This window comes from Cloacibacterium sp. (assembly GCF_047601505.1).
Classification (GTDB): Bacteria; Bacteroidota; Bacteroidia; order Flavobacteriales; family Weeksellaceae; genus Cloacibacterium.
On record NZ_JASGJD010000001.1, the window covers coordinates 186,642 to 206,065 of the forward strand.

General features: G+C 32.6%; 16 protein-coding genes. 10 read left to right on the forward strand and 6 right to left on the reverse strand.

The annotated features are described in order from the left end of the window. Nucleotide 1 precedes the first annotated feature (1 nt). The 6 genes from QM746_RS00800 to topA form a co-directional block, all read right to left on the reverse strand. Nucleotides 2-805 (reverse strand): polysaccharide biosynthesis/export family protein, encoded by an 804-nt coding sequence (locus QM746_RS00800; RefSeq protein WP_414982470.1) that lies wholly within the window; start codon nucleotides 803-805, stop codon nucleotides 2-4. Nucleotides 806-834: 29 nt separating this feature from the next. After that, on the reverse strand, nucleotides 835-1,947 hold the full coding sequence (locus tag QM746_RS00805) for a glycosyltransferase family 4 protein (protein WP_414982471.1): 1,113 nt from the start codon (nucleotides 1,945-1,947) through the stop codon (nucleotides 835-837). A gap of 6 nt (nucleotides 1,948-1,953) precedes the next feature. Next, nucleotides 1,954-3,090, reverse strand: a complete 1,137-nt coding sequence (locus tag QM746_RS00810) for an EpsG family protein (protein ID WP_414982472.1) — start codon at nucleotides 3,088-3,090, stop codon at nucleotides 1,954-1,956. Between the two features lie 8 nt (nucleotides 3,091-3,098). Further along, a complete protein-coding gene (locus QM746_RS00815) occupies nucleotides 3,099-4,085 on the reverse strand; it encodes a glycosyltransferase family 2 protein (protein ID WP_414982473.1) in 987 nt (328 codons plus the stop codon). Between the two features lie 117 nt (nucleotides 4,086-4,202). Continuing rightward, nucleotides 4,203-5,276 carry a formimidoylglutamase gene (locus QM746_RS00820; RefSeq protein WP_414982474.1) on the reverse strand — a complete coding sequence of 358 codons (1,074 nt, stop codon included), beginning with the start codon at nucleotides 5,274-5,276 and terminating at the stop codon, nucleotides 4,203-4,205. 329 nt (nucleotides 5,277-5,605) lie between these two features. Next, complete coding sequence (gene topA, locus QM746_RS00825; RefSeq protein ID WP_414982475.1) at nucleotides 5,606-8,131, reverse strand: type I DNA topoisomerase; 2,526 nt, start codon at nucleotides 8,129-8,131, stop codon at nucleotides 5,606-5,608. A gap of 392 nt (nucleotides 8,132-8,523) precedes the next feature. On the opposite strand from topA, the gene QM746_RS00830 reads away from it, so the two are divergent. The 10 genes from QM746_RS00830 to trpS all read left to right on the forward strand — a co-directional run bounded on the left by QM746_RS00830 (nucleotide 8,524) and on the right by trpS (nucleotide 19,397). Continuing rightward, nucleotides 8,524-11,259, forward strand: coding sequence for a TonB-dependent receptor plug domain-containing protein (locus tag QM746_RS00830; RefSeq protein ID WP_414982476.1), 2,736 nt, complete (start codon nucleotides 8,524-8,526; stop codon nucleotides 11,257-11,259). A 71-nt stretch (nucleotides 11,260-11,330) separates the two neighbouring features. Then, nucleotides 11,331-11,732 carry a DUF4395 domain-containing protein gene (locus QM746_RS00835; protein WP_414982477.1) on the forward strand — a complete coding sequence of 134 codons (402 nt, stop codon included), beginning with the start codon at nucleotides 11,331-11,333 and terminating at the stop codon, nucleotides 11,730-11,732. A 70-nt stretch (nucleotides 11,733-11,802) separates the two neighbouring features. Further along, nucleotides 11,803-12,282, forward strand: a complete 480-nt coding sequence (locus QM746_RS00840; protein WP_414982478.1) for a DUF2062 domain-containing protein — start codon at nucleotides 11,803-11,805, stop codon at nucleotides 12,280-12,282. A 118-nt stretch (nucleotides 12,283-12,400) separates the two neighbouring features. After that, on the forward strand, nucleotides 12,401-15,799 hold the full coding sequence (gene ileS / locus QM746_RS00845; protein WP_414982479.1) for an isoleucine--tRNA ligase: 3,399 nt from the start codon (nucleotides 12,401-12,403) through the stop codon (nucleotides 15,797-15,799). 105 nt (nucleotides 15,800-15,904) lie between these two features. Beyond that, nucleotides 15,905-16,285 carry a TraR/DksA family transcriptional regulator gene (locus tag QM746_RS00850; RefSeq protein ID WP_414982480.1) on the forward strand — a complete coding sequence of 127 codons (381 nt, stop codon included), beginning with the start codon at nucleotides 15,905-15,907 and terminating at the stop codon, nucleotides 16,283-16,285. 86 nt (nucleotides 16,286-16,371) lie between these two features. Next, nucleotides 16,372-16,614 carry a DUF6576 domain-containing protein gene (locus tag QM746_RS00855; RefSeq protein ID WP_414982481.1) on the forward strand — a complete coding sequence of 81 codons (243 nt, stop codon included), beginning with the start codon at nucleotides 16,372-16,374 and terminating at the stop codon, nucleotides 16,612-16,614. 19 nt (nucleotides 16,615-16,633) lie between these two features. Beyond that, complete coding sequence (locus tag QM746_RS00860) at nucleotides 16,634-17,257, forward strand: lipoprotein signal peptidase (protein ID WP_414982482.1); 624 nt, start codon at nucleotides 16,634-16,636, stop codon at nucleotides 17,255-17,257. Nucleotides 17,258-17,294: 37 nt separating this feature from the next. Continuing rightward, complete coding sequence (locus QM746_RS00865) at nucleotides 17,295-17,936, forward strand: SanA/YdcF family protein (protein ID WP_414982483.1); 642 nt, start codon at nucleotides 17,295-17,297, stop codon at nucleotides 17,934-17,936. Further along, nucleotides 17,933-18,337, forward strand: a complete 405-nt coding sequence (locus QM746_RS00870; RefSeq protein WP_414982484.1) for a hypothetical protein — start codon at nucleotides 17,933-17,935, stop codon at nucleotides 18,335-18,337. The genes QM746_RS00865 and QM746_RS00870 overlap by 4 nt, the downstream gene beginning before the upstream one ends. 91 nt (nucleotides 18,338-18,428) lie before the next feature. Then, nucleotides 18,429-19,397, forward strand: coding sequence for a tryptophan--tRNA ligase (trpS, locus tag QM746_RS00875; protein WP_414982485.1), 969 nt, complete (start codon nucleotides 18,429-18,431; stop codon nucleotides 19,395-19,397). Nucleotides 19,398-19,424: the final 27 nt, after the last annotated feature.

Sequence of the window (19,424 nt, forward strand, 5' to 3'; positions counted from 1 at the left end):
CTTAAAATCTTGAAAAAAGTAAGTAAATAGATAATGCTGTCGTTAACAAACTTACCCCTGTCGTTAAAGTTTGAATTGGTTCTTTGCCAAAGCCATAAAAACTCCTTGATCTTGTATTAAACATATAAATATCTCCATTCTGAACCCAAAAATAGGGGGAATTCAGAATATCTTCTCTAGTAAGATCTATCTGCGCTTTTTTTATACCTTCAGGAAACATTCTATAAACCACTATGTTTCTTCTATCAACATGTCGATCCAATCCTCCGCTTTCAGCAATTGCCTCCATAATGCTAAGAGTAGCTCTAGGGCTTACTTTAACAAAGTTTTTACCATCAACATCCGTAACAAAAGAATATCTAATTCCCTCTAAAAAAACTCTAGCTTCAGCCTTTTCAGGCATGAAATTTTCGTTAACTTTTTGTTGAATATCTGCAGCTATTTCAGTGGTTGTCCTACCTTCTGCTTTTACCTTTCCCATTCCTAAAATATAAACATACCCTGCTTCATCAATATTAAGTCCTGAGAAATAAAAACTTCCCCCACCATCAGCAGATACCCCTTGCTGTGCATTAAGACTAGAATAAAACTGTGCTGCATCTCCTTTTGGTGTTGTAATAATATTAAGTTTCAACATATCGTTTTTTGTTATACGATACTTCGGTATATTCTCATAAGAAACCAAACCTTCTGAATTAAGCTGTAAATTTTCGTTAGGCTGTAGATACCTCACGTCTTTTGTGGTGATGCAAGACGTTAATAAAACTAATAAAGGAATTAAAAACAGTAGTTTTTGTTTTTTCATTGATTTTCTATATTTAACAAAGTTAACATTTAATTTCTTATTTTGAATTTAGAGTAAATATTGGGCAAATATGCTCCTAAAAAACCTAAAGACAAGATTATTACCAAAAGTAAATTCACATCAATATGTCTTAAAAAATAAGCAACAGCTACAATAAATAAATAATAAAATATAATATAAAAAGTTGCTCTTTTATGCGAAAGACCAAGTTTTAGTAATTTATGATGAATGTGATTTTTATCCGCATCAAAAGGAGATCGTTTCTCTGCTAAACGAATAATAATAACATTAAGCGTATCTATTATAGGCAAAATTAGAATCGCAACTGCTATTACTGGTGCTGAATTCAAATGATAATAAACAACTCCTGGGCCTCTTTTTGCAATAAAAATATCTATAAAACAGATTGCCGTAAAGGTGAGTAAAAACCCTAAAAGCATAGAACCTGTATCTCCCATAAAAATCTTTTTGGTTCGCTCAGACAAATTATAATACAAGAAACCTAAAACGGCTCCAATAATTGAAGTAGATAATATCACTAAAGGATAATTATATTCTCCCAATCTGTAATAACTTATCCCAAAAAATGCAAAACAAATGATACCGTAAGTTCCAGCAAGTCCATCAATTCCATCAATAAGATTAAAAGCATTTACCAAAATAATAAATGTAATGATACTGAATATTACACTCAGAAAATAATTAAGTTCATAAACGCCAAAAACGCCAAACAAATTTCTAATTCTAACATCAGAACCAATTACCAACATCGCCGTAACAATAAGTTGAGCAAGTAGTTTTTTATAAGCTCTCATCACCACAATATCGTCCATTACTCCTACATAAAGTAAAATAACTAACGACGCAAACAAAAATTTATATAAATCAAATAATTGATAAGCGTATATTGATATGCAAACCGCTATGGCAAAAAACATTGCAACTCCGCCCAGATTAGGAATTTTTCTTTCATGAGAGCTTCTTTGTCCTGGTTCGTCCATTAAATTTTTTCTTCGAGAAATTTTAATAATCGTTGGTATGGTATAATATACAATAAGGTAAGAAGAAAGCAGCGAAAAAACTACTTTCAAATAGAAAATAGGAAAATTAAACTCTTGTAATAAAAGGTCTATCTTATCCATACACTTTTAATTTAGCCAAAGATGATTTCTATATTTACTTGTGGTGAAATTACCAGCTTTACCATTATTGCTAGAAAAATTAAAATACATTAAAAACAAATACACCATAAAAGTAGTGTGTAAGACTCTTTGAACCCTTGTCTTAGCCGCATAAACAATACTTGGAACCACAAAAACGCTCATGAAAAACATATAAGCTCCTGGCAATCTAATTGCAAATATTCTATTCCCTCGAAAAATATAAAATAAAAACAAGCCAAAAACCGCCAGATTCCTCATATATTCATAATATTCTACTTCTCTGCAACCATCTTCATCAAATTTATACAAAATATAAATAAAAAATATTTTTATAATATCTGCCAACCCAAAAGCCACAGACTGACCAAACTGGCTGTCATTAACATATCCAGAAAAACCATCAGAAACATCTTGCGAACCAACTGTATCTATCAAACTTCCAAATATTCTATAAACTTCAAAAGGCGAAAGCAAAATTGCAATCACAATTACTGCTATAATCCGAGCCTTATTCATCGGTATTTTTACAACCCAATAAGCTGGCAAAAAAGCAACTGCCGTTTTATGAAAACCTAATGCAATATACATCATCAGTAGAAACATTGGCAGATTTCTAGCTTTAATATATCGGTAAGAAAAAACACAAATTGCAACTCCCATTCCCTGCCTTATCTGCCCAGAATCTTCAAAAAAATACAAAGGCATAAAATACATAAAAGCCCCTAAAACAGGATAAGCTAAATTTTGATAAATAGTGGTAAATTTCAATGAAATTGACATCAAAACCATTACAAAAGTCACCATATAAAAAGGAGAGCCAAGGTCAAATAGAATTTTATTGAGAAATACATAAATCCACTCTATTTGTTCTGATGTTGGTATAAAAAGTGCTTTATCTAAAACATCATTATATGTAGTATAAAGAGAAAAACCAGAATATAAATTTCTATAAATAGGATAATCTGCTCCTACAAAATATCTAAAACCAGAAAAAATAATCATTAAAACGCCTGCAATAATCAAGAAAAACGGTGTCTTTTTCTTCAGAACATAAAGTTCTAAATAGCTAGAAACCGCCATAAATACAAATAAAAATGTAAATACAGGATGTAGAAATACCATTCGTGTTGTTATAATAATTTCCTTATCAATCTAGTTTGTCCAAAGAAACAAAGTAGGTAATAAATTTTTTTTCTCAAGGGCAAAGATAATAGATAATTCTTACCAAACCGCTTATAACTAAGGATTTCTGCCTTAGAAATATTTCTTTGCATCGAAAAATGATTAAACTCTGAGTTCATTTTATTAAAAAACTCCTCATTTTTAACATACGCCAAGTACGCCAAAAACGTATAAACTCCTTCCAAAATCTGAAAACCTTTCAATTCTTTTTTGCAACTAGAATAAATAGATTTTTCAAACGCTTTTTCTACATTTTCTACCGCTCTAAGTATATCCAAACCACGCTCTGTATGAGACTTTGAGATAGAATTACTCCTCTCCAAATAATGATAATGATAAACATTTGTCTTTGCCAAAGTTTTACACCTCAACAATAATTGTGGTATCAATTCTATATCTTCGAAATGCATTCCTTTTTGGAATCTTTTTCCTTCAAAAAGTTCTTTATTGAAAATTTTATTACACGCAAAATAAGAAATATCCGAAAACACAGAAAAATGCTTTTCTAACTCAATTTTCTCTGGCAAATTCGGGATTTGAGTTAATTTTTGAGTTATATTTCCATTTTCATCCACTTTTTGAAGATTACAAATTACCAACTCAGCTTGATTTTTAATCGCTAAATCATACATTTCTTCCATCATCTTTTCCGAAACATAATCATCAGAATCTACAAAAGCGAAAAATTCTCCGTTTGCTCTATCAATTCCGAAATTTCTGGCATCGCTCAAACCTCCATTTTCTTTAATAAAAGCTTTTATTTTTTCTGGAAATTTATTTTGAAAAACATCAATTATTTTTTGAGAGTCGTCTGTACTTCCGTCATTAATTACTAAAATTTCAATTTCCTGCAACGTCTGATTCACCAGAGAATTTAGACATTTCTCTAGATAGTTTTCTACGTTATAAACCGGAACAATTACAGATATTTTCATTGATTTTTTTTTGTAAATTTGTTGAATTGCTAAATCGTTAAATCGCGAAATGATTAAAAAATTACAGTTTCACGATTTCACAACTTAACGATTTTACAGTTTTACGATTTCACAATTTCACACCCTCAAAAGCCTCTCACTCAACGTACCATTCTTCGCCAAATCATATTCATATTGCGAACAAGGCACACATTTTTGGATATTTTCATCATTGCCAAAATACCACAATCCTGTAAAAGTGTCTCTTTTAAAAGCAAACTCTCTATCATCTACCAAAACCCAAAAAGTATCGTATTTTCTATCTTTCGGATGCGTTTTCTGTATATCAATTCCCTCTAACAAATACCAGAGCATTTGAGCCAACAATTGATGATTCAGAATGTTTTCTGCATCTGCATTAAAGTTGAAAATTCCCGCCATTTTAAGATTTTCTCCTAAACCAATCTCTTTCATCACGGCACAAATTTCTCTTCTATTCAAACCATTAATTTGAGGATTTACCGAAAATGGTTCGGCAAAACTTTCTATTGCATCACAATTAAGCGTTACCAAATCTGCTCTACGGAAAAATGGTTCAATTCTATCGGTATTTCCCATCATTTCTGCCAATCTCACTACATCAAACTCCACGCTTTTCATTAGTTTTACGGCGTCTATTTCGTTCAAATGTTTCTGATATCCGAGATGATGATAATCTTTCAAACTCAATAATTTAGAATTGAAAATTTTCTGCAAAAAGTTTTGTTCTGAAATTTCGTCGCCCTCGTTAGAAAGGTCAATTTTATTATTGATTTGCGTGTATCTTATATTTTTTTGATGAAAATTAAGCGCATGAATCATCGCTATCGACAAATCATTTCCGCCACCTACAACAATAGGAACCGTATTTTTGTACAAACACGCCGAAAGAATTTCTTGTAAAATATAATGCGTATCTTCTAATGTTTTGCCAGAAATAACATCTCCCAAATCACAAATAGGAATTTCAAAATCAAATTTTGAAAGTTTGTAAAATTCTTCCCTTACAATATCGTAATTTTTGGCAATTGCATCTCCTTTTCCGCCTCTATAATCACTACAAAATATCAATAAAATACCATTTTCTGGAATTTCATTGGTTATAACACTTCCCAACTGCCAAGGTTGAGTTTCTATTTTTTTTGGTGAGATGATGATGTCTTCTATGTTCATTTTTTGAGTCTCGAAGTATAATTTTTGAGTTATGAGATTGTTTTTTCCTTTCCCACAAACTTACAAAATAACTTTTGGCTAAAGAGAATGTTTCTTAAAAAAGTCTCAGAGCGACGAACTTTTGGCAGAAAACCCAATTAAAAACAAAACGAAGTCGCGGAGCGACGACCTAAAAACCTTGTTGCTTTTTTGATTACCTTATTATATTCTACCAATTGAAAATCTCAGAGCGATTTTTCAATAAAAAAAGCGGACTAAAGTCCGCTCCCATTGATATTATATTCTTTTAAAATCATTGCGTGAAACCATTGCAACATTGCTTGAAAAATTTATTTCTTCTTCGCTGCTGGTTTCTTTGCCGCAGGTTTTTTCTTTTCTGCAAAAGCCGTTTTATCTTGTGCAATAATCCATTTTTTTACTTCATCTAAAGAAATTTCCTTTAATTCCTCAGCTTCAAATTTGCTTCCATCATCTTTTTTCGGAATTTTCAACATTGCTTTTCCAAATTTAATAAATGGTCCCCATCTTCCGTTTTCAATAGAAATTTTTTCTTTTTCCCATTGCTGAATATAACGATTGGCTTCTTTTTCTAATTTTGCAGAAATAAGTTCTTCAATATCTCCTTGAGAAAGATTATCAAAATCATATTTTTTCGGAACGTTTACATACAAATCTTTGTATTTTACAAATGGTCCAAATCTACCTTTTCCTTTGGTTACAGGTTCGCCTTTGTAAGTTGCAACTGGCGCATCAGCTTCAATTTTATCTTTAATAAATTGCTCTGCAACTTCTTGCGTTACCGAAAAAGGGTCTGTTCCTCTGCCAATAGAAATAAATGTTTCTCCCCACTTTACATAAGGCCCAAATCTTCCTACACCTACAGAAACTGGTTTTCCGTCAAATTCTTGTAAATCAAAAGGAATTTTAAACAAATCCGTTGCTTCTTCTAGCGTAATGGTGTTGATATTTTGAGTTGGAAGTAGCGAAGCATAAGTTGGTTTCTCTTCATCGTCATTTTCCCCAATTTGTATCATTGCACCATATCTTCCGATTTTGGCATAAATATTTTTACCAGTTTTTGTGTCAACGCCTAATAATCTTTCGCCGGTTGCTCTGTCTGCGTGTTCTTCTACATCTGTAATTCTTGGATGGAATTTAGAATAAAAATCCGTCATCATTCCTTTCCATTCTTGAGCTCCGTGAGCAATTTCGTCAAATCCTTCTTCTACTCTTGCCGTAAACCCGTAATCTAAAATTTCTTTAAAATTACTGGTTAAGAAATCATTTACCACTTCGCCAATATCTGTTGGAACGAATTTATTTTTATCTCCGCCAAATTTTTCGGTTAGAACTTCTTTTTTAACACCAGATTTCCCTAGAGAAAGTTTTACAATTTCTCTTTCCTGAGGAATAATTTCTCTTTTATCAACATATTCTCTATTCTGAATCGTCTGAATAGTTGGCGCATACGTAGAAGGACGTCCAATTCCTAATTCTTCTAACTTTCTTACCAAAGCTGCTTCGGTGTATCTTGCTGCTGGTTTTGTAAATTTTTCGGTAGCTGTAATTTTTTTATAACTTAAAACTTCGCCTACATTTACTTTTGGTAATAGTTTTTCGTTGTTTTCTTCATCATCTTCATCCGTTTTAGAAATTCCATATACTTTTAAGAATCCATCAAAAACAATTACTTCTCCCTGAGCTTCAAAATGACTTGGCAAAGCTGAATTTCCGATTTCAATAACCGTTTTTTCTATTTTGGCATTCGCCATTTGAGATGCTAAAGTTCTTTTGTAGATTAACTGATAGAGTTTATTCAACTGTACATCGCCAATTGCTTTTACCGAAAAATCTGTAGGACGAATGGCTTCGTGAGCCTCTTGTGCAGATGCAGATTTGGTGGTGTAATTTCTTGGAGAAGAATATTCTGCCCCAAATTCTTTTTCGATGAAATCTTTTGAAGAATTAATAGCTTCTTGAGACAAATTAACAGAATCTGTTCTCATATAGGTAATGTAACCTTCTTCGTAAAGACGCTGAGCAATTCTCATGGTAGAAGTTACATTATAACCTAATCTGTTAGACGCTTCTTGCTGAAGTGTAGAAGTAGTGAAAGGTGCAGATGCAGAGCGAGTTCCTGGTTTTTTTTCTACATTCAAAACTTTGAATTCTACATTTTGAGATTTCTCCAAAAATGCTTCTGCTTCTTTTTCTTCGTTAAAATCTTTTTTGAGTTTTGCTGCAATTTCTTGCTTTTCGGAATTTAAAAAACTTGCTTCTACTTTATATGATGAACTCGGTTTAAAATTTCTAATTTCCTGTTCTCTTTCTACCACCAATCTCACTGCAACAGATTGAACTCTACCCGCCGAAAGTCCTGTTTTTACTTTTTTCCAAAGAACTGGTGACATTTCGAAACCTACAATTCTATCCAAAACTCTTCTTGCCTGTTGTGCATTTACAAGATTTTGGTCTATTTTTCTAGGATTTTCAATCGCTTTTAGAATTGCATTTTTGGTAATTTCGTGAAAAACAATACGTTTTGTGTGATCTTCTTTTAGTTTTAATTCTTGAGCCAAATGCCAAGCAATAGCTTCTCCTTCTCGGTCTTCATCAGATGCCAACCAAACTGTATCTGCCTTTTTTACAGCGGCTTTCAATTCGGTTACCAATTTCTTTTTATCCGCAGAAACTTCGTAATCTGGAGTAAAGTTGGTAAGATCTATCCCCATTCCTTTTTTCGGTAAATCTCTGATGTGACCAAAGCTAGATTTTACCTCAAAATCATTTCCTAAATACTTCTGAATAGTCTTCGCTTTTGCTGGTGACTCTACGATTACTAAATTTTTCGACATACACAAAATTTTTGCAAAAGTAGAAACTTTTTTTTAAACGAGATTTTTTAATATTATTTTTCCTTGTTTTATGACATATTTTACCTAATTTTTCGGATATATTCATTTTATCTATCACAACAAAAAATATATTTTTTCATCAAAAATTTGGAAAACCAATAAACTTGATATAGTTTTGCCAAAGATTTATGACAACAAACGAAATCATATCAAACTATTCTTATAGCAACATTATAACAATGATGTGCTGTTGTTCTACTATTATGCAAAATAAGAGGGCAATAAATTGCGTCATTATGTTTGATTAAGTAGAAATTCTATTTACAATATATATTAATGAGCCCTCAGTTTTCTGGGGGCTTTTTTTGTTCAAAAAAATTAAACTTTAAAATATGAAAAGAAAACAACAATTGTTAGGATTATTGGTAATTACAGGATTAGGAATTCCTACATTATCAAATGCACAAAAGAAAGATTCTGTGCAAGAAAAAAACATCGAAGAGACAGTTTTACTAGGTTCTAGAGGTGGCGCAAGGTCAAAAACGGACAGTCCCGTTCCTGTAGATGTATTCAACTTAAAGAAAGAAAGCATCATACTTCCTCAATCAAATATTAATCAAATTCTTAATATAATTGCACCGTCTTTTACTTCTACAGTGCAAACAGCAGCAGATGGAACAGACCATTTAGACCCCGCTCAATTAAGAGGTCTTGGACCAGACCAAGTTTTGGTTTTAGTAAACGGAAAAAGAAGACACACTTCTGCTCTAATTAATGTAAACGGAACGCCAGGAAGAGGAACTGTAGGAACAGACCTTAATGCTATCCCGTCTTTTGCTATAGACAGGTTAGAAGTTTTGAGAGACGGAGCTTCTGCACAATATGGTTCTGATGCAATAGCTGGAGTTATAAATTTAGGATTAAAAAGAGACACAGGAAAACTTAGCGGACAGTTTACTTACGGAGGAAATCTTACTCCAACAGCTAATGACCATACTGGAAATTTTGACGGACAAAACATTCAGGTAGATTTAAATTACGGAAATAAAATTGGCAAAAAAGGAGGCTTCTACAACATTACTTGGTCTTCTCAGTTTAGAGACGCTACTTCTAGAGCGGGAACAGAAAACGGAAATCTATTTAATGCTTACAATGCTATTGAACAACGTGCCTTAGAAAATGGAGTAAATCTTTCATCTCTTTTCAGCAATATTAATAACACGCCAAATTCTCAGCAGATTATTGACTATATCCATCAATATGCACAAAATGTAAATTATTTTTCTAGTGCTTACCAAAGTCAAATTCAGAATGCAAACACAATTTCGGCACTTCAAGGAATACTAACTACAAATTTCACAGACCAAGAACTAGCGTACAGAGGTCTTACTAGAAAAGATTTCAACATGCAAATTGGTCAATCTAAACTAAACAACCATCAGCTTTTTGCAAACATTGAAGTTCCTGTTAGCGACCATTGGAAAGTTTATACTTTTGGAGGATATAGCTACAGAAACGGGGTTTCGGGAGGTTTTTACAGAAGACCAAACCAATCTAGAACATTCACAGGATTGTATCCAAATGGTTACCTTCCTCAAATTGGAACTCAAATTCAAGACATTTCTTTTTCTACAGGAATTAAAGGCGATTGGAAAGGTTGGAATATCGACTTGAGCAACACTTTCGGACAAAACTCTTTCGATTACACCATCAAAAACACAGGAAACACTTCTCTTAGATTTGCTTCTCCTAACGAATTTGACGCTGGAGGTTTAAGATTTACTCAAAACACCATCAATTTAGATTTCAATAAAGATTACGACATTCTTTCTGGATTAAATATTGCATTTGGAGGAGAACACAGATACGAAAATTTCAAAATTTCTGCAGGAGAAGAAGCTTCATATACTGCTTATGACATTTTCGGAAATCCACAAACAGCTACTACAGCAGCTAACCAAAAACCTACAGACTTTTTTGGAAACACACTTCCTGGAGGCTCACAAGTTTTCGGAGGTTTCAGACCAGACAATGCCGTAAGCAAAAACAGACAATCTGTAGCTGGATATGTAGATTTTGCGCTTAATATTACAGATTGGTTCTTGGCAGATGCAGCAGCTCGTTATGAAAATTATTCAGATTTTGGTTCTACATTCAATTATAAATTAGCCTCAAGAATTAAAGTTGCAGACAATTTCAATTTGAGATTTGCTGGCTCTACAGGTTTCAGAGCGCCTTCTATTCATCAAATTTATTATAATGTAACTTCTACTTTATTCACCAGCGGACAACTTTTGGAAGTAGGAACATTCAGCAACGATTCAAAAATTGCAAATCTTCTTGGCATCCCAAAACTTAAACAAGAAACTTCAAAATCAGCAAGTGTAGGTTTTACTTATAAAATTCCTTCGGCAAACCTTACCATTACAGCAGATGGTTATTTCACTAGAATTGATGACAGAATTCTTTTAACTGGACAATTTTCAAGAGCTGCTGTTTCTGCCGTTGCACAAGCTGCTTACGATGAAGCTCAGGTAAATGCAACTCAATTTTTTGTAAATGCAATTGATACAGAAACCAAAGGTTTAGACTTTGTAATTACTCAAAACAGTAGAATTTCTAATGTGAAAATTGATAACAATTTTGCGATAAACCTCAACAAAACTAAAAAAGTTGGAGCAACGCACACTTCTGGCTTATTACAATCTCCAGATTTAGAAAAAGTATATTTCGCCGAAAACGTTAGAGTTTATTTAGAAGAAGCAACACCAAGAGTGAAAGCTACATTATCTCACAATATCTCTTGGAAAGACTTTTCTTTCTACCTAAGAAATACTTATTACGGAAAAGTAACATCTCCAGATTTAATAGACGTAAACGGTGACGGAACAATTGGCGCACAAGAACATCAATCTATTGCCGATAAAGTAATTACAGACGTTTCTGCAGCTTATCAATTTACAAAAAATGTAGGTTTATCTCTTGGCGTAAACAATGTTTTCGACATTTATCCAACCAAAAACCTTACCGCTTCTACCAATAACGACCAGTTTATCTACTCTCGTTCCACTTCACAATTTGGACTAAACGGAAGATACGTTTTTGCAAGAATTAATTTTAATTTCTAATAATTTTTATACCAATAAACCGGCAGTAGCACAAATTTTACTGTCGGTTTATAAAAAAATAAAACAAATTTATGCCTACAGAAAATAAAATAAGATTAACCGCCTTTTTGGTTTTTATTCTTACCATCATTTATATCAAAACCAATTTCATTTTCATTCCTTTTTTCTTACTTATAGATTTTGCAATAAGAGGATTTGGATTTGGAAAATGGAGCATTTTAGGATTAATTGCCGAAAAATTAGTAAGCATTCTTAAATTAGAACAAAAACCAATCTATTTCCCACCGAAACAATTTGCCGCACAAGTAGGTTTTATATTTTCGCTATTGCTTTTAGTTTTCAATATTGTAGAAATTAACAGCATTATTATTAGCATTATTTTACTAATCTGCGCAGGTTTGGAAGCATTTGCAAACTTTTGTGTTGGTTGTTATGTTTATAATTTTTACTATCAAATTAAAAACAGACCATAACGGTTTTATTAACAATTAATCAATTTATGATAAGTTCAAATGATTTAAATTTGTAGAGAAAAAAAATGTCTTGAAAAATTTTATCCAAAACTCCATTCAAAGTCAGAAAGTATTCTACCGATATTTTCGCAGGAAAGGTTTTAGAAGATTTTTCAAAGAAAATATTCTGGAAAGTGACGGAAGCAATAAAACCAAAGCGCTTTCCATTTCTCTAGGAATTTTCATTGGTTTGTCTCCATTTTGGGGATTCCACACTGTTTTAGCGATTTCTTTAGCGGCTATTTTTAAGCTCAACAAATTTTTATCATTCATTTTTTCCCAAATCAGCGTTGCGCCTTTGGCTCCTTTCATTATAGGAATTTCAATGTTTTTGGGTTCTTTTTTCGTTTCCGGAAATAGTAATTTTTCGCAGCAAGAATTTAATTTTGAGATGATAAAAAACAATTTATTTCAATACATTATTGGAAGTTTTGTCTTGGCAAGCTCACTTTCGGCAATCGTTGGTTTTGCTTTTTATTTCTTGATGGAATTTTTCAATAAAGAAAAGTAAATTCAACACAAAACTTAACTCTCTTAAAACCAATAATTTTAAACAAAACTTAACAAAAAATTCACGAAAATTCATTATATTCGCAGACTTAATTTTTAATAGTAGAAACCGAGATATAATGAAGAAGTTCAATGAATACAAACAGCTTAACTTAAATGCTGTTGCAGACAACATTTCTGAATTTTGGAAAACCAACGAAACTTTCAAAAAATCCGTGGAAACGCGCCAAGGAAAACCTGAGTATGTTTTTTACGAAGGACCACCTTCTGCTAACGGAATGCCGGGCATTCACCACGTGATGGCGAGAGCTTTGAAAGATATTTTCTGTAGATTCCAAACTCAAAACGGAAAACAAGTTTTCCGTAAAGCAGGTTGGGACACGCATGGTTTGCCTGTGGAATTGGGTGTAGAAAAAGAACTCGGAATTACAAAAGAAGACATTGGTAAAAAAATTACCGTTGAAGAATACAACCAAGCTTGTAGAAATGCTGTAATGCGTTATACAGACGTTTGGAACGACCTTACCGAAAAAATTGGTTATTGGGTAGATTTGGATAATCCTTACATTACCTACGAACCAAAATATATGGAAACCGTTTGGTGGCTTTTAAAACAATTATACACCAAAGATTTACTGTACAAAGGTTACACCATTCAGCCATATTCTCCTAAAGCAGGAACCGGACTTTCTTCTCACGAACTGAACCAACCAGGAACTTACAGAGATGTTTCTGACACCACTGTTGTTGCTCAATTTAAAGTTAAAAAATTCTCAGAAAATCTAGGATCTCAAATCTCGGCTCTTGGTTCTGAATTTCATATTTTGGCTTGGACCACCACACCTTGGACTTTGCCTTCTAACACCGCACTTGCCGTAGGTAGAGACATAGAATATCTTTTGGTAAAAACGTTCAATCAATATACTTTTGAACCAATTAATATTATTTTGGCTCGTCCGTTATTGACAAAACAATTCGGGAAAAAATTTGTAGAAGGAACTGATGAAGATTTTGCAAATTACACTTCTGAAAGCAAAACCATCCCTTACCAAGTTTTAGCAGAATTTACTGGCGAAGATTTAGCAGGAACTACTTACGAACAATTAATTCCTTGGTTTTTGCCTGCGGAAAACGCCGAAAAAGCGTTCCGTGTAATCATCGGAGATTTTGTAACCACAGAAGACGGAACTGGCATTGTACACATTGCGCCAACTTTCGGGGCAGATGATAACAGAGTCGCTCAGGAAAACGGAATTCCACCAATGTTAGTAAAAGATGAGAATGACAATCTCGTTCCTTTGGTAGATTTACAAGGAAAATTTTTAAAAGGCGAAAACGTTCCTGAACTTTTCAGTGGAAAATACATTAAAAACGAATATTACGACGATGGCACTGCTCCCGAAAAATCTTGGGATGTAGAATTGGCTATTTTACTAAAAATAGAAAACAAAGCCTTCAAAGTAGAAAAATATGTTCACAGCTATCCACATTGTTGGAGAACAGACAAACCAGTATTGTATTATCCTTTGGATTCTTGGTTCGTGAAAATGACTTCCGTAAGAAATCGTTTGGTAGAATTGAACAAAGAAATCAACTGGAAACCGAAATCTACAGGCGAAGGAAGATTTGCCAATTGGTTAGAAAATGTAAACGATTGGAATCTTTCTCGTTCCAGATATTGGGGAATTCCGTTGCCAATTTGGAGAACCGAAGACTTGAAAGAGCAAAAAGTAATGGGTTCTGTAGAAGAATTAATGATTGAAATTCAAAAATCTATAGAAGCTGGTTTTATGACAGAAAATCCTTTCAAAGATTTTGAAATTGGTAATATGTCTGCTGAAAACTATGCAAAAATAGATTTACACAAAAATATTGTTGACGCCATCACTTTGGTTTCAGAAACTAGAAAACCAATGAAACGTGAATCTGATTTGATAGACGTTTGGTTCGATTCTGGCTCTATGCCTTATGCACAACTGCATTATCCTTTCGAAAACAAAGAAATGATAGACAGTGGAAAAGCGTTTCCTGCAGATTTCATTGCAGAAGGAGTTGACCAAACTAGAGGTTGGTTCTACACACTTCACGCAATTGGGACAACAGTTTTTGATTCTATCGCTTATAAAAATGTAATGAGCAATGGTTTGGTTCTCGATAAAAACGGACAAAAAATGTCTAAACGTCTCGGAAATGCAATAGACCCTTTTGAAACTTTGAAAAAATATGGTCCCGATGCAACTCGTTGGTACATGATTTCGAACGCAAATCCTTGGGAAAATTTAAAATTCGACCTAGAAGGAATAGATGAAGTTCGTAGAAAATTCTTCGGAACATTGTACAACACATATTCTTTCTTCAGTTTGTACGCAAATCTTGACGGATTTAATTATTCTGAAAAAGAAGTTGAAAATAGACCAGAAATAGACCGTTGGATTTTATCTGAGTTGAATCTTTTGGTAAAAGACGTTACCGAATTTTACGAAGATTACGAACCTACAAAAGTAGCGAGAGCCATCAATACTTTTGTGAATGATAATTTAAGTAATTGGTATGTAAGATTGTGCAGAAGACGTTTCTGGAAAGGAGATTACAGCGAAGACAAAATCTCTGCTTACCAAACTTTATACACTTGTTTGGAAACCGTGGCGAAAATTTCCGCTCCAATAGCTCCGTTCTTTATGGATCAATTGTATCAAGATTTGAACGCAGTTACCGGAAAAGAAACCTCAACTTCTGTTCACTTAACAGATTTCCCTAAAGTGAACGAATCTTTAATAGACCAAAATCTGGTAGAAAAAACACATTTGGCGCAAACCATCACATCTATGGTTTTCTCTTTGAGAAAGAAAGAAAACGTGAAAGTTCGTCAGCCACTTCAAAAAGTGATGATTCCTGTTTTGGATAAGAAAACCGAAGAGCAAATTTTGGCAGTTTCAGAACTCATCAAACAAGAAGTAAATGTAAAAGAATTGCAATTAATTAATGCTGAAGAAGCTTCTCACTTAATTGTAAAACAAATAAAACCTAATTTTAAAGCACTAGGCCCGAAATTAGGAAAAGACATGAAAACTGTTGCCGGAGAAATTCAAAATTTTAACGGAGAACAGATTTCAACATTAGAAAAAGAAGGAAAAATTGAAGTTTCTGGCTACGAAATTACTTCAGATGATGTAGAAATCTTCACCAAAGACATCCCAGGATGGACAGTTGCCAGCGAAGGAAAAACCACGGTGGCATTAGATTTGACTATAACTGATGAGCTGAAATCCGAAGGAATTGCGAGAGAATTCATCAATAGAGTTCAGAATTTAAGAAAAGACAAAGATTTTGATTTAACAAACAGAATTTCAATAACTTTAGAAGAAAACAATCCTTACAGACAAGAACTTACTAACAATGAAGCATATATTTGTACAGAAGTATTGTCAGATAAAATAGAATTTGTAAATTCACTTCCAATTTCGGAAGAAATCGAAATAGATGAAGTGAAATTTAAAGTAAACGTAACCAAAATTTGAGAATTTGAAAAAGAATTAATTTAAAAAAATCTCTAAAATTTTAAATTAACGCAGATAGCATAATTGGTTTCAAATTTTCAAATTATTAAATTTTCAAATTGAATTATGGCAGACGAAAGAGTAAGATACAGTGATGCGGAATTACAAGAGTTTAAGGCATTAATACAAGCTAAAATAGAAAAAGCTGAAAAAGACTTAACAATGATTAACGAGAGTTTTATCAATAACCAAAATAATGGAACTGATGATACTTCTCCTACTTTTAAAGCTTTTGAAGAAGGTGCAGAAACTCTAAGCAAAGAACAAAATGCTATCTTGGCAGGAAGACAAGAAAAATTTATAAGAGACCTGAAACATGCATTAATGAGAATTGAAAACAAAACTTATGGCATATGCAGAGTAACTGGTAAATTAATTCCTAAAGAAAGATTAATGGCAGTACCGCATGCTACACTAAGCATAGAAGCGAAAAATATGCAGAGATAATTTTATCTTTTTATAAAAAAATTAAGGTTTATATGGTGTTAAAAATTCACTTTATAAACCTTTTATTTATATTTTTGCAACGCATTATGACTACCATCATTATTTGGATAATTATTATTGGAGTGATTCTATTTCTGTTTAGAAATACAATCAAAGAAAAGTTTTTTACGGATAAAACTAAAAATTACACCATTGATGACAAATACAATGCAGCAAAACGAGAAAGGGAAAAAGAAATAGACCATCTTCTAAGCAAAATGGGCAAAAACGGAATCCAAGATTTAAGCGAAAAAGACCGCAAAAGATTAGACGAACTTTCTCAGAAATAATTAATTTAAAATTTTTGTTTTGAAAAAAATAGCCTTCATTACTTTTTTAGTTTTATTGATAGACCAAGCTTCTAAAATTTACGTGAAAACTCATTTTAGCATTAACGAAAGCATTAATGTTTTCGGTTTGGATTGGTGGAAAATCACCTTTGTAGAAAACCCCGGAATGGCATACGGAATTCAGTTTGGCGGACTTCTAGGCAAATATTTGCTAGTTGTCTTAAGAGTTTTCTTAATTGGCGGAATGATATTCCTCTTCAAAAAATGGCTAAAAGAAGGAGCTTCTAATTTTCTTATTATCCCAATGTCCATCATTTTTGCAGGTGCAATAGGAAATTTAATAGACGGAATGTTCTACGGAATGATTTTCGATAGTGGTTCTTTTTACGACCCAACTTATAACACATGGATTGGTTACAGTGGCGTTTCAAATCTTGTACCTTTTGGACAAGGATACTCACATTTCATGAAAGGTTGCGTGGTAGATATGTTCCATTTTCCAATGTTTTCTTTTGATTTATTCGGAAGACATTTTGAGTTTTTTAGTTATATTTTTAATGTAGCAGACGCTGCAATTACCATTGGAGCAATCTTTATTCTACTATTCAGAAAAAAAGCATTTCCAAACGGTTTGGAGATTTAGCTTTTCATCATATCCGCTAAAAACTAACAACCAACTAATGAAACTTTTCAAAAAAATAATACTTTACAGTCTAATTTTCTTCGGAATATCAGTCCTTTTTATATTATGGACAAATTATAAAATAGAGTCGGATACAAAAAAATTTGTAACTTCTGATTTAGAAAAATTACCTAACGAAAAAGTAGGTTTGCTACTTGGAACCAGCAAACTTTTAAGCAACGGAAAAGAAAACGCCTATTTTCTCTATAGAATTGATGCTACTGAAAAGCTTTATAAAACTGGGAAAATAAGAAACGTCCTCATCAGTGGAGATAATTCTAAAAAAAACTACAACGAGCCGGGAGACATGATGAATGAACTCATCAAAAGAGGAATTCCCAAAGAAAAAATTTATCTAGATTTTGCAGGATTTAGAACTTTAGATTCTGTAGTAAGAGCTAAAAAAATTTTCGGACAAAATTCATTCATCATTATTTCGCAGAAATTTCACAACGAAAGAGCCGTTTTTTTGGCGCAACATTACGGAATAAAAGCTTACGGTTTCAATGCAAAAGATGTCAATAAATATTTTGGTTTTAAAACTAAAGTAAGAGAATATTTTGCGAGAGCAAAAGTTTTTGTAGATTTTCTTTTGGGAGTAGAACCGAAATTTGGAGGTGAGAAAGTGGAGGTTAAATGATAGAAAAATATTATTACAAGAATCAATTGTATATCATTGCTTTAATTATTATTGGAGTAATATTTTCCTTTTATTTCTACTTTCATCACAAAAACATTGAGCAAAATAATAATTTTACCACCACCACTATTTTAGATGTTAATTATGGTGGATTTAAAAGAAATTCTACAATCAAAGTTAACATAAATGATAAAGATTATTATGTTGAAATAGGAGACTGTAAATCAAAGAAAACATTTGACAAAGTAGATATTTTATACGATGAAACTTTTGATAAATATTTTGTTTCTGGACGATCAAAAAAAAATATTAAACAAGTGAAATTTTTATCAATTTTTCTTATTATATATCTTATCCCTTGGAAAAGAATTTTTCAAAACATAAAATTAAAAAAACAATAAACTTCAAGAAATTTCTTGAAGTTTTTTCTTTTCCGTATTTTTGCTAAACTTTACAATTAATTATCAATCATCATTTATCAATTATAAAAAGATGTCAAGAATCCTCACCGGAATACAAGCCACCGGAACGCCACATTTAGGAAATCTATTGGGAGCTATTATCCCAGCAATAGAATTGTCTAAAAAATCTGAAAACGAATCGTTTTTGTTTATCGCAAATATGCACTCTCTTACGCAAATTAAAAATGCAGAAGAACTAAAACAAAACACCTACGAAATTGCTGCAGCTTGGCTCGCTTGTGGATTAGACACCGAAAAAACTTTTTTCTATAGACAAAGCGATATCCCAGAAGTTTGCGAACTTTCTTGGTACTTATCTTGCTTTTTTCCTTTCACTAGATTACAATTGGCGCATTCTTTTAAAGATAAAGCAGATAGATTAGAAGACGTGAATGCAGGTCTTTTTATGTATCCTATTTTAATGGCTGCAGATATTTTGTTGTACGATGCAGAAATAGTTCCTGTTGGGAAAGACCAATTGCAACATCTAGAAATTTCGAGAGACGTTGGCGCTAGATTTAATAATCAAATGGGAGAAGTTTTTGTACTTCCTCAGGCAGAATTGCAAAAAGACACCAAATATGTTCCCGGAACTGATGGCAATAAAATGTCTAAATCTAGAGGAAATATCATCAATATTTTCCTTCCAGAGAAGCAACTCAAAAAACAAATAATGTCTATTGAGACCGATTCTACACCTTTGGAAGAACCAAAAAATCCAGATACTTGCAAAGTTTTTGCAATTTATTCTCTCTTAGCAAACGAAACTCAAATTTCTGAAATGCGAACTAAATATTTAGGTGGAAATTATGGTTACGGACATGCTAAAACAGAGTTATTGAATTTAATTCTTGAAAATTTTAAAACAGAAAGAGAAAAATTCAATTATTATTTGAATAATCTGGACGAATTAGACGCAAAATTAAAAGATGGCGCAGAAAAAACTAGAAAAATAGCCTCTGCAACCTTAAAAAGAGTGAGAGAAAGTTTAGGAATGTAGAATATTTGCCCCAAATACACGAATTTT

Excerpts from the sequence above, each read along its gene's own strand:
- QM746_RS00830 (WP_414982476.1), top strand. The coding sequence starts at position 8,524 with ATGAAAAGAAAACAACAATTGTTAGGATTATTGGTAATTACAGGATTA.
- QM746_RS00855 (WP_414982481.1), top strand. The coding sequence starts at position 16,372 with ATGACTACCATCATTATTTGGATAATTATTATTGGAGTGATTCTATTT.
- QM746_RS00870 (WP_414982484.1), top strand. The coding sequence starts at position 17,933 with ATGATAGAAAAATATTATTACAAGAATCAATTGTATATCATTGCTTTA.
- QM746_RS00815 (WP_414982473.1), bottom strand. The coding sequence starts at position 4,085 with ATGAAAATATCTGTAATTGTTCCGGTTTATAACGTAGAAAACTATCTA.
- QM746_RS00820 (WP_414982474.1), bottom strand. The coding sequence starts at position 5,276 with ATGAACATAGAAGACATCATCATCTCACCAAAAAAAATAGAAACTCAA.
- QM746_RS00805 (WP_414982471.1), bottom strand. The coding sequence starts at position 1,947 with ATGGATAAGATAGACCTTTTATTACAAGAGTTTAATTTTCCTATTTTC.
- QM746_RS00865 (WP_414982483.1), top strand. The coding sequence starts at position 17,295 with ATGAAACTTTTCAAAAAAATAATACTTTACAGTCTAATTTTCTTCGGA.
- QM746_RS00835 (WP_414982477.1), top strand. The coding sequence starts at position 11,331 with ATGCCTACAGAAAATAAAATAAGATTAACCGCCTTTTTGGTTTTTATT.
- trpS (WP_414982485.1), top strand. The coding sequence starts at position 18,429 with ATGTCAAGAATCCTCACCGGAATACAAGCCACCGGAACGCCACATTTA.
- QM746_RS00850 (WP_414982480.1), top strand. The coding sequence starts at position 15,905 with ATGGCAGACGAAAGAGTAAGATACAGTGATGCGGAATTACAAGAGTTT.
- ileS (WP_414982479.1), top strand. The coding sequence starts at position 12,401 with ATGAAGAAGTTCAATGAATACAAACAGCTTAACTTAAATGCTGTTGCA.
- QM746_RS00800 (WP_414982470.1), bottom strand. The coding sequence starts at position 805 with ATGAAAAAACAAAAACTACTGTTTTTAATTCCTTTATTAGTTTTATTA.
- QM746_RS00810 (WP_414982472.1), bottom strand. The coding sequence starts at position 3,090 with ATGGTATTTCTACATCCTGTATTTACATTTTTATTTGTATTTATGGCG.
- topA (WP_414982475.1), bottom strand. The coding sequence starts at position 8,131 with ATGTCGAAAAATTTAGTAATCGTAGAGTCACCAGCAAAAGCGAAGACT.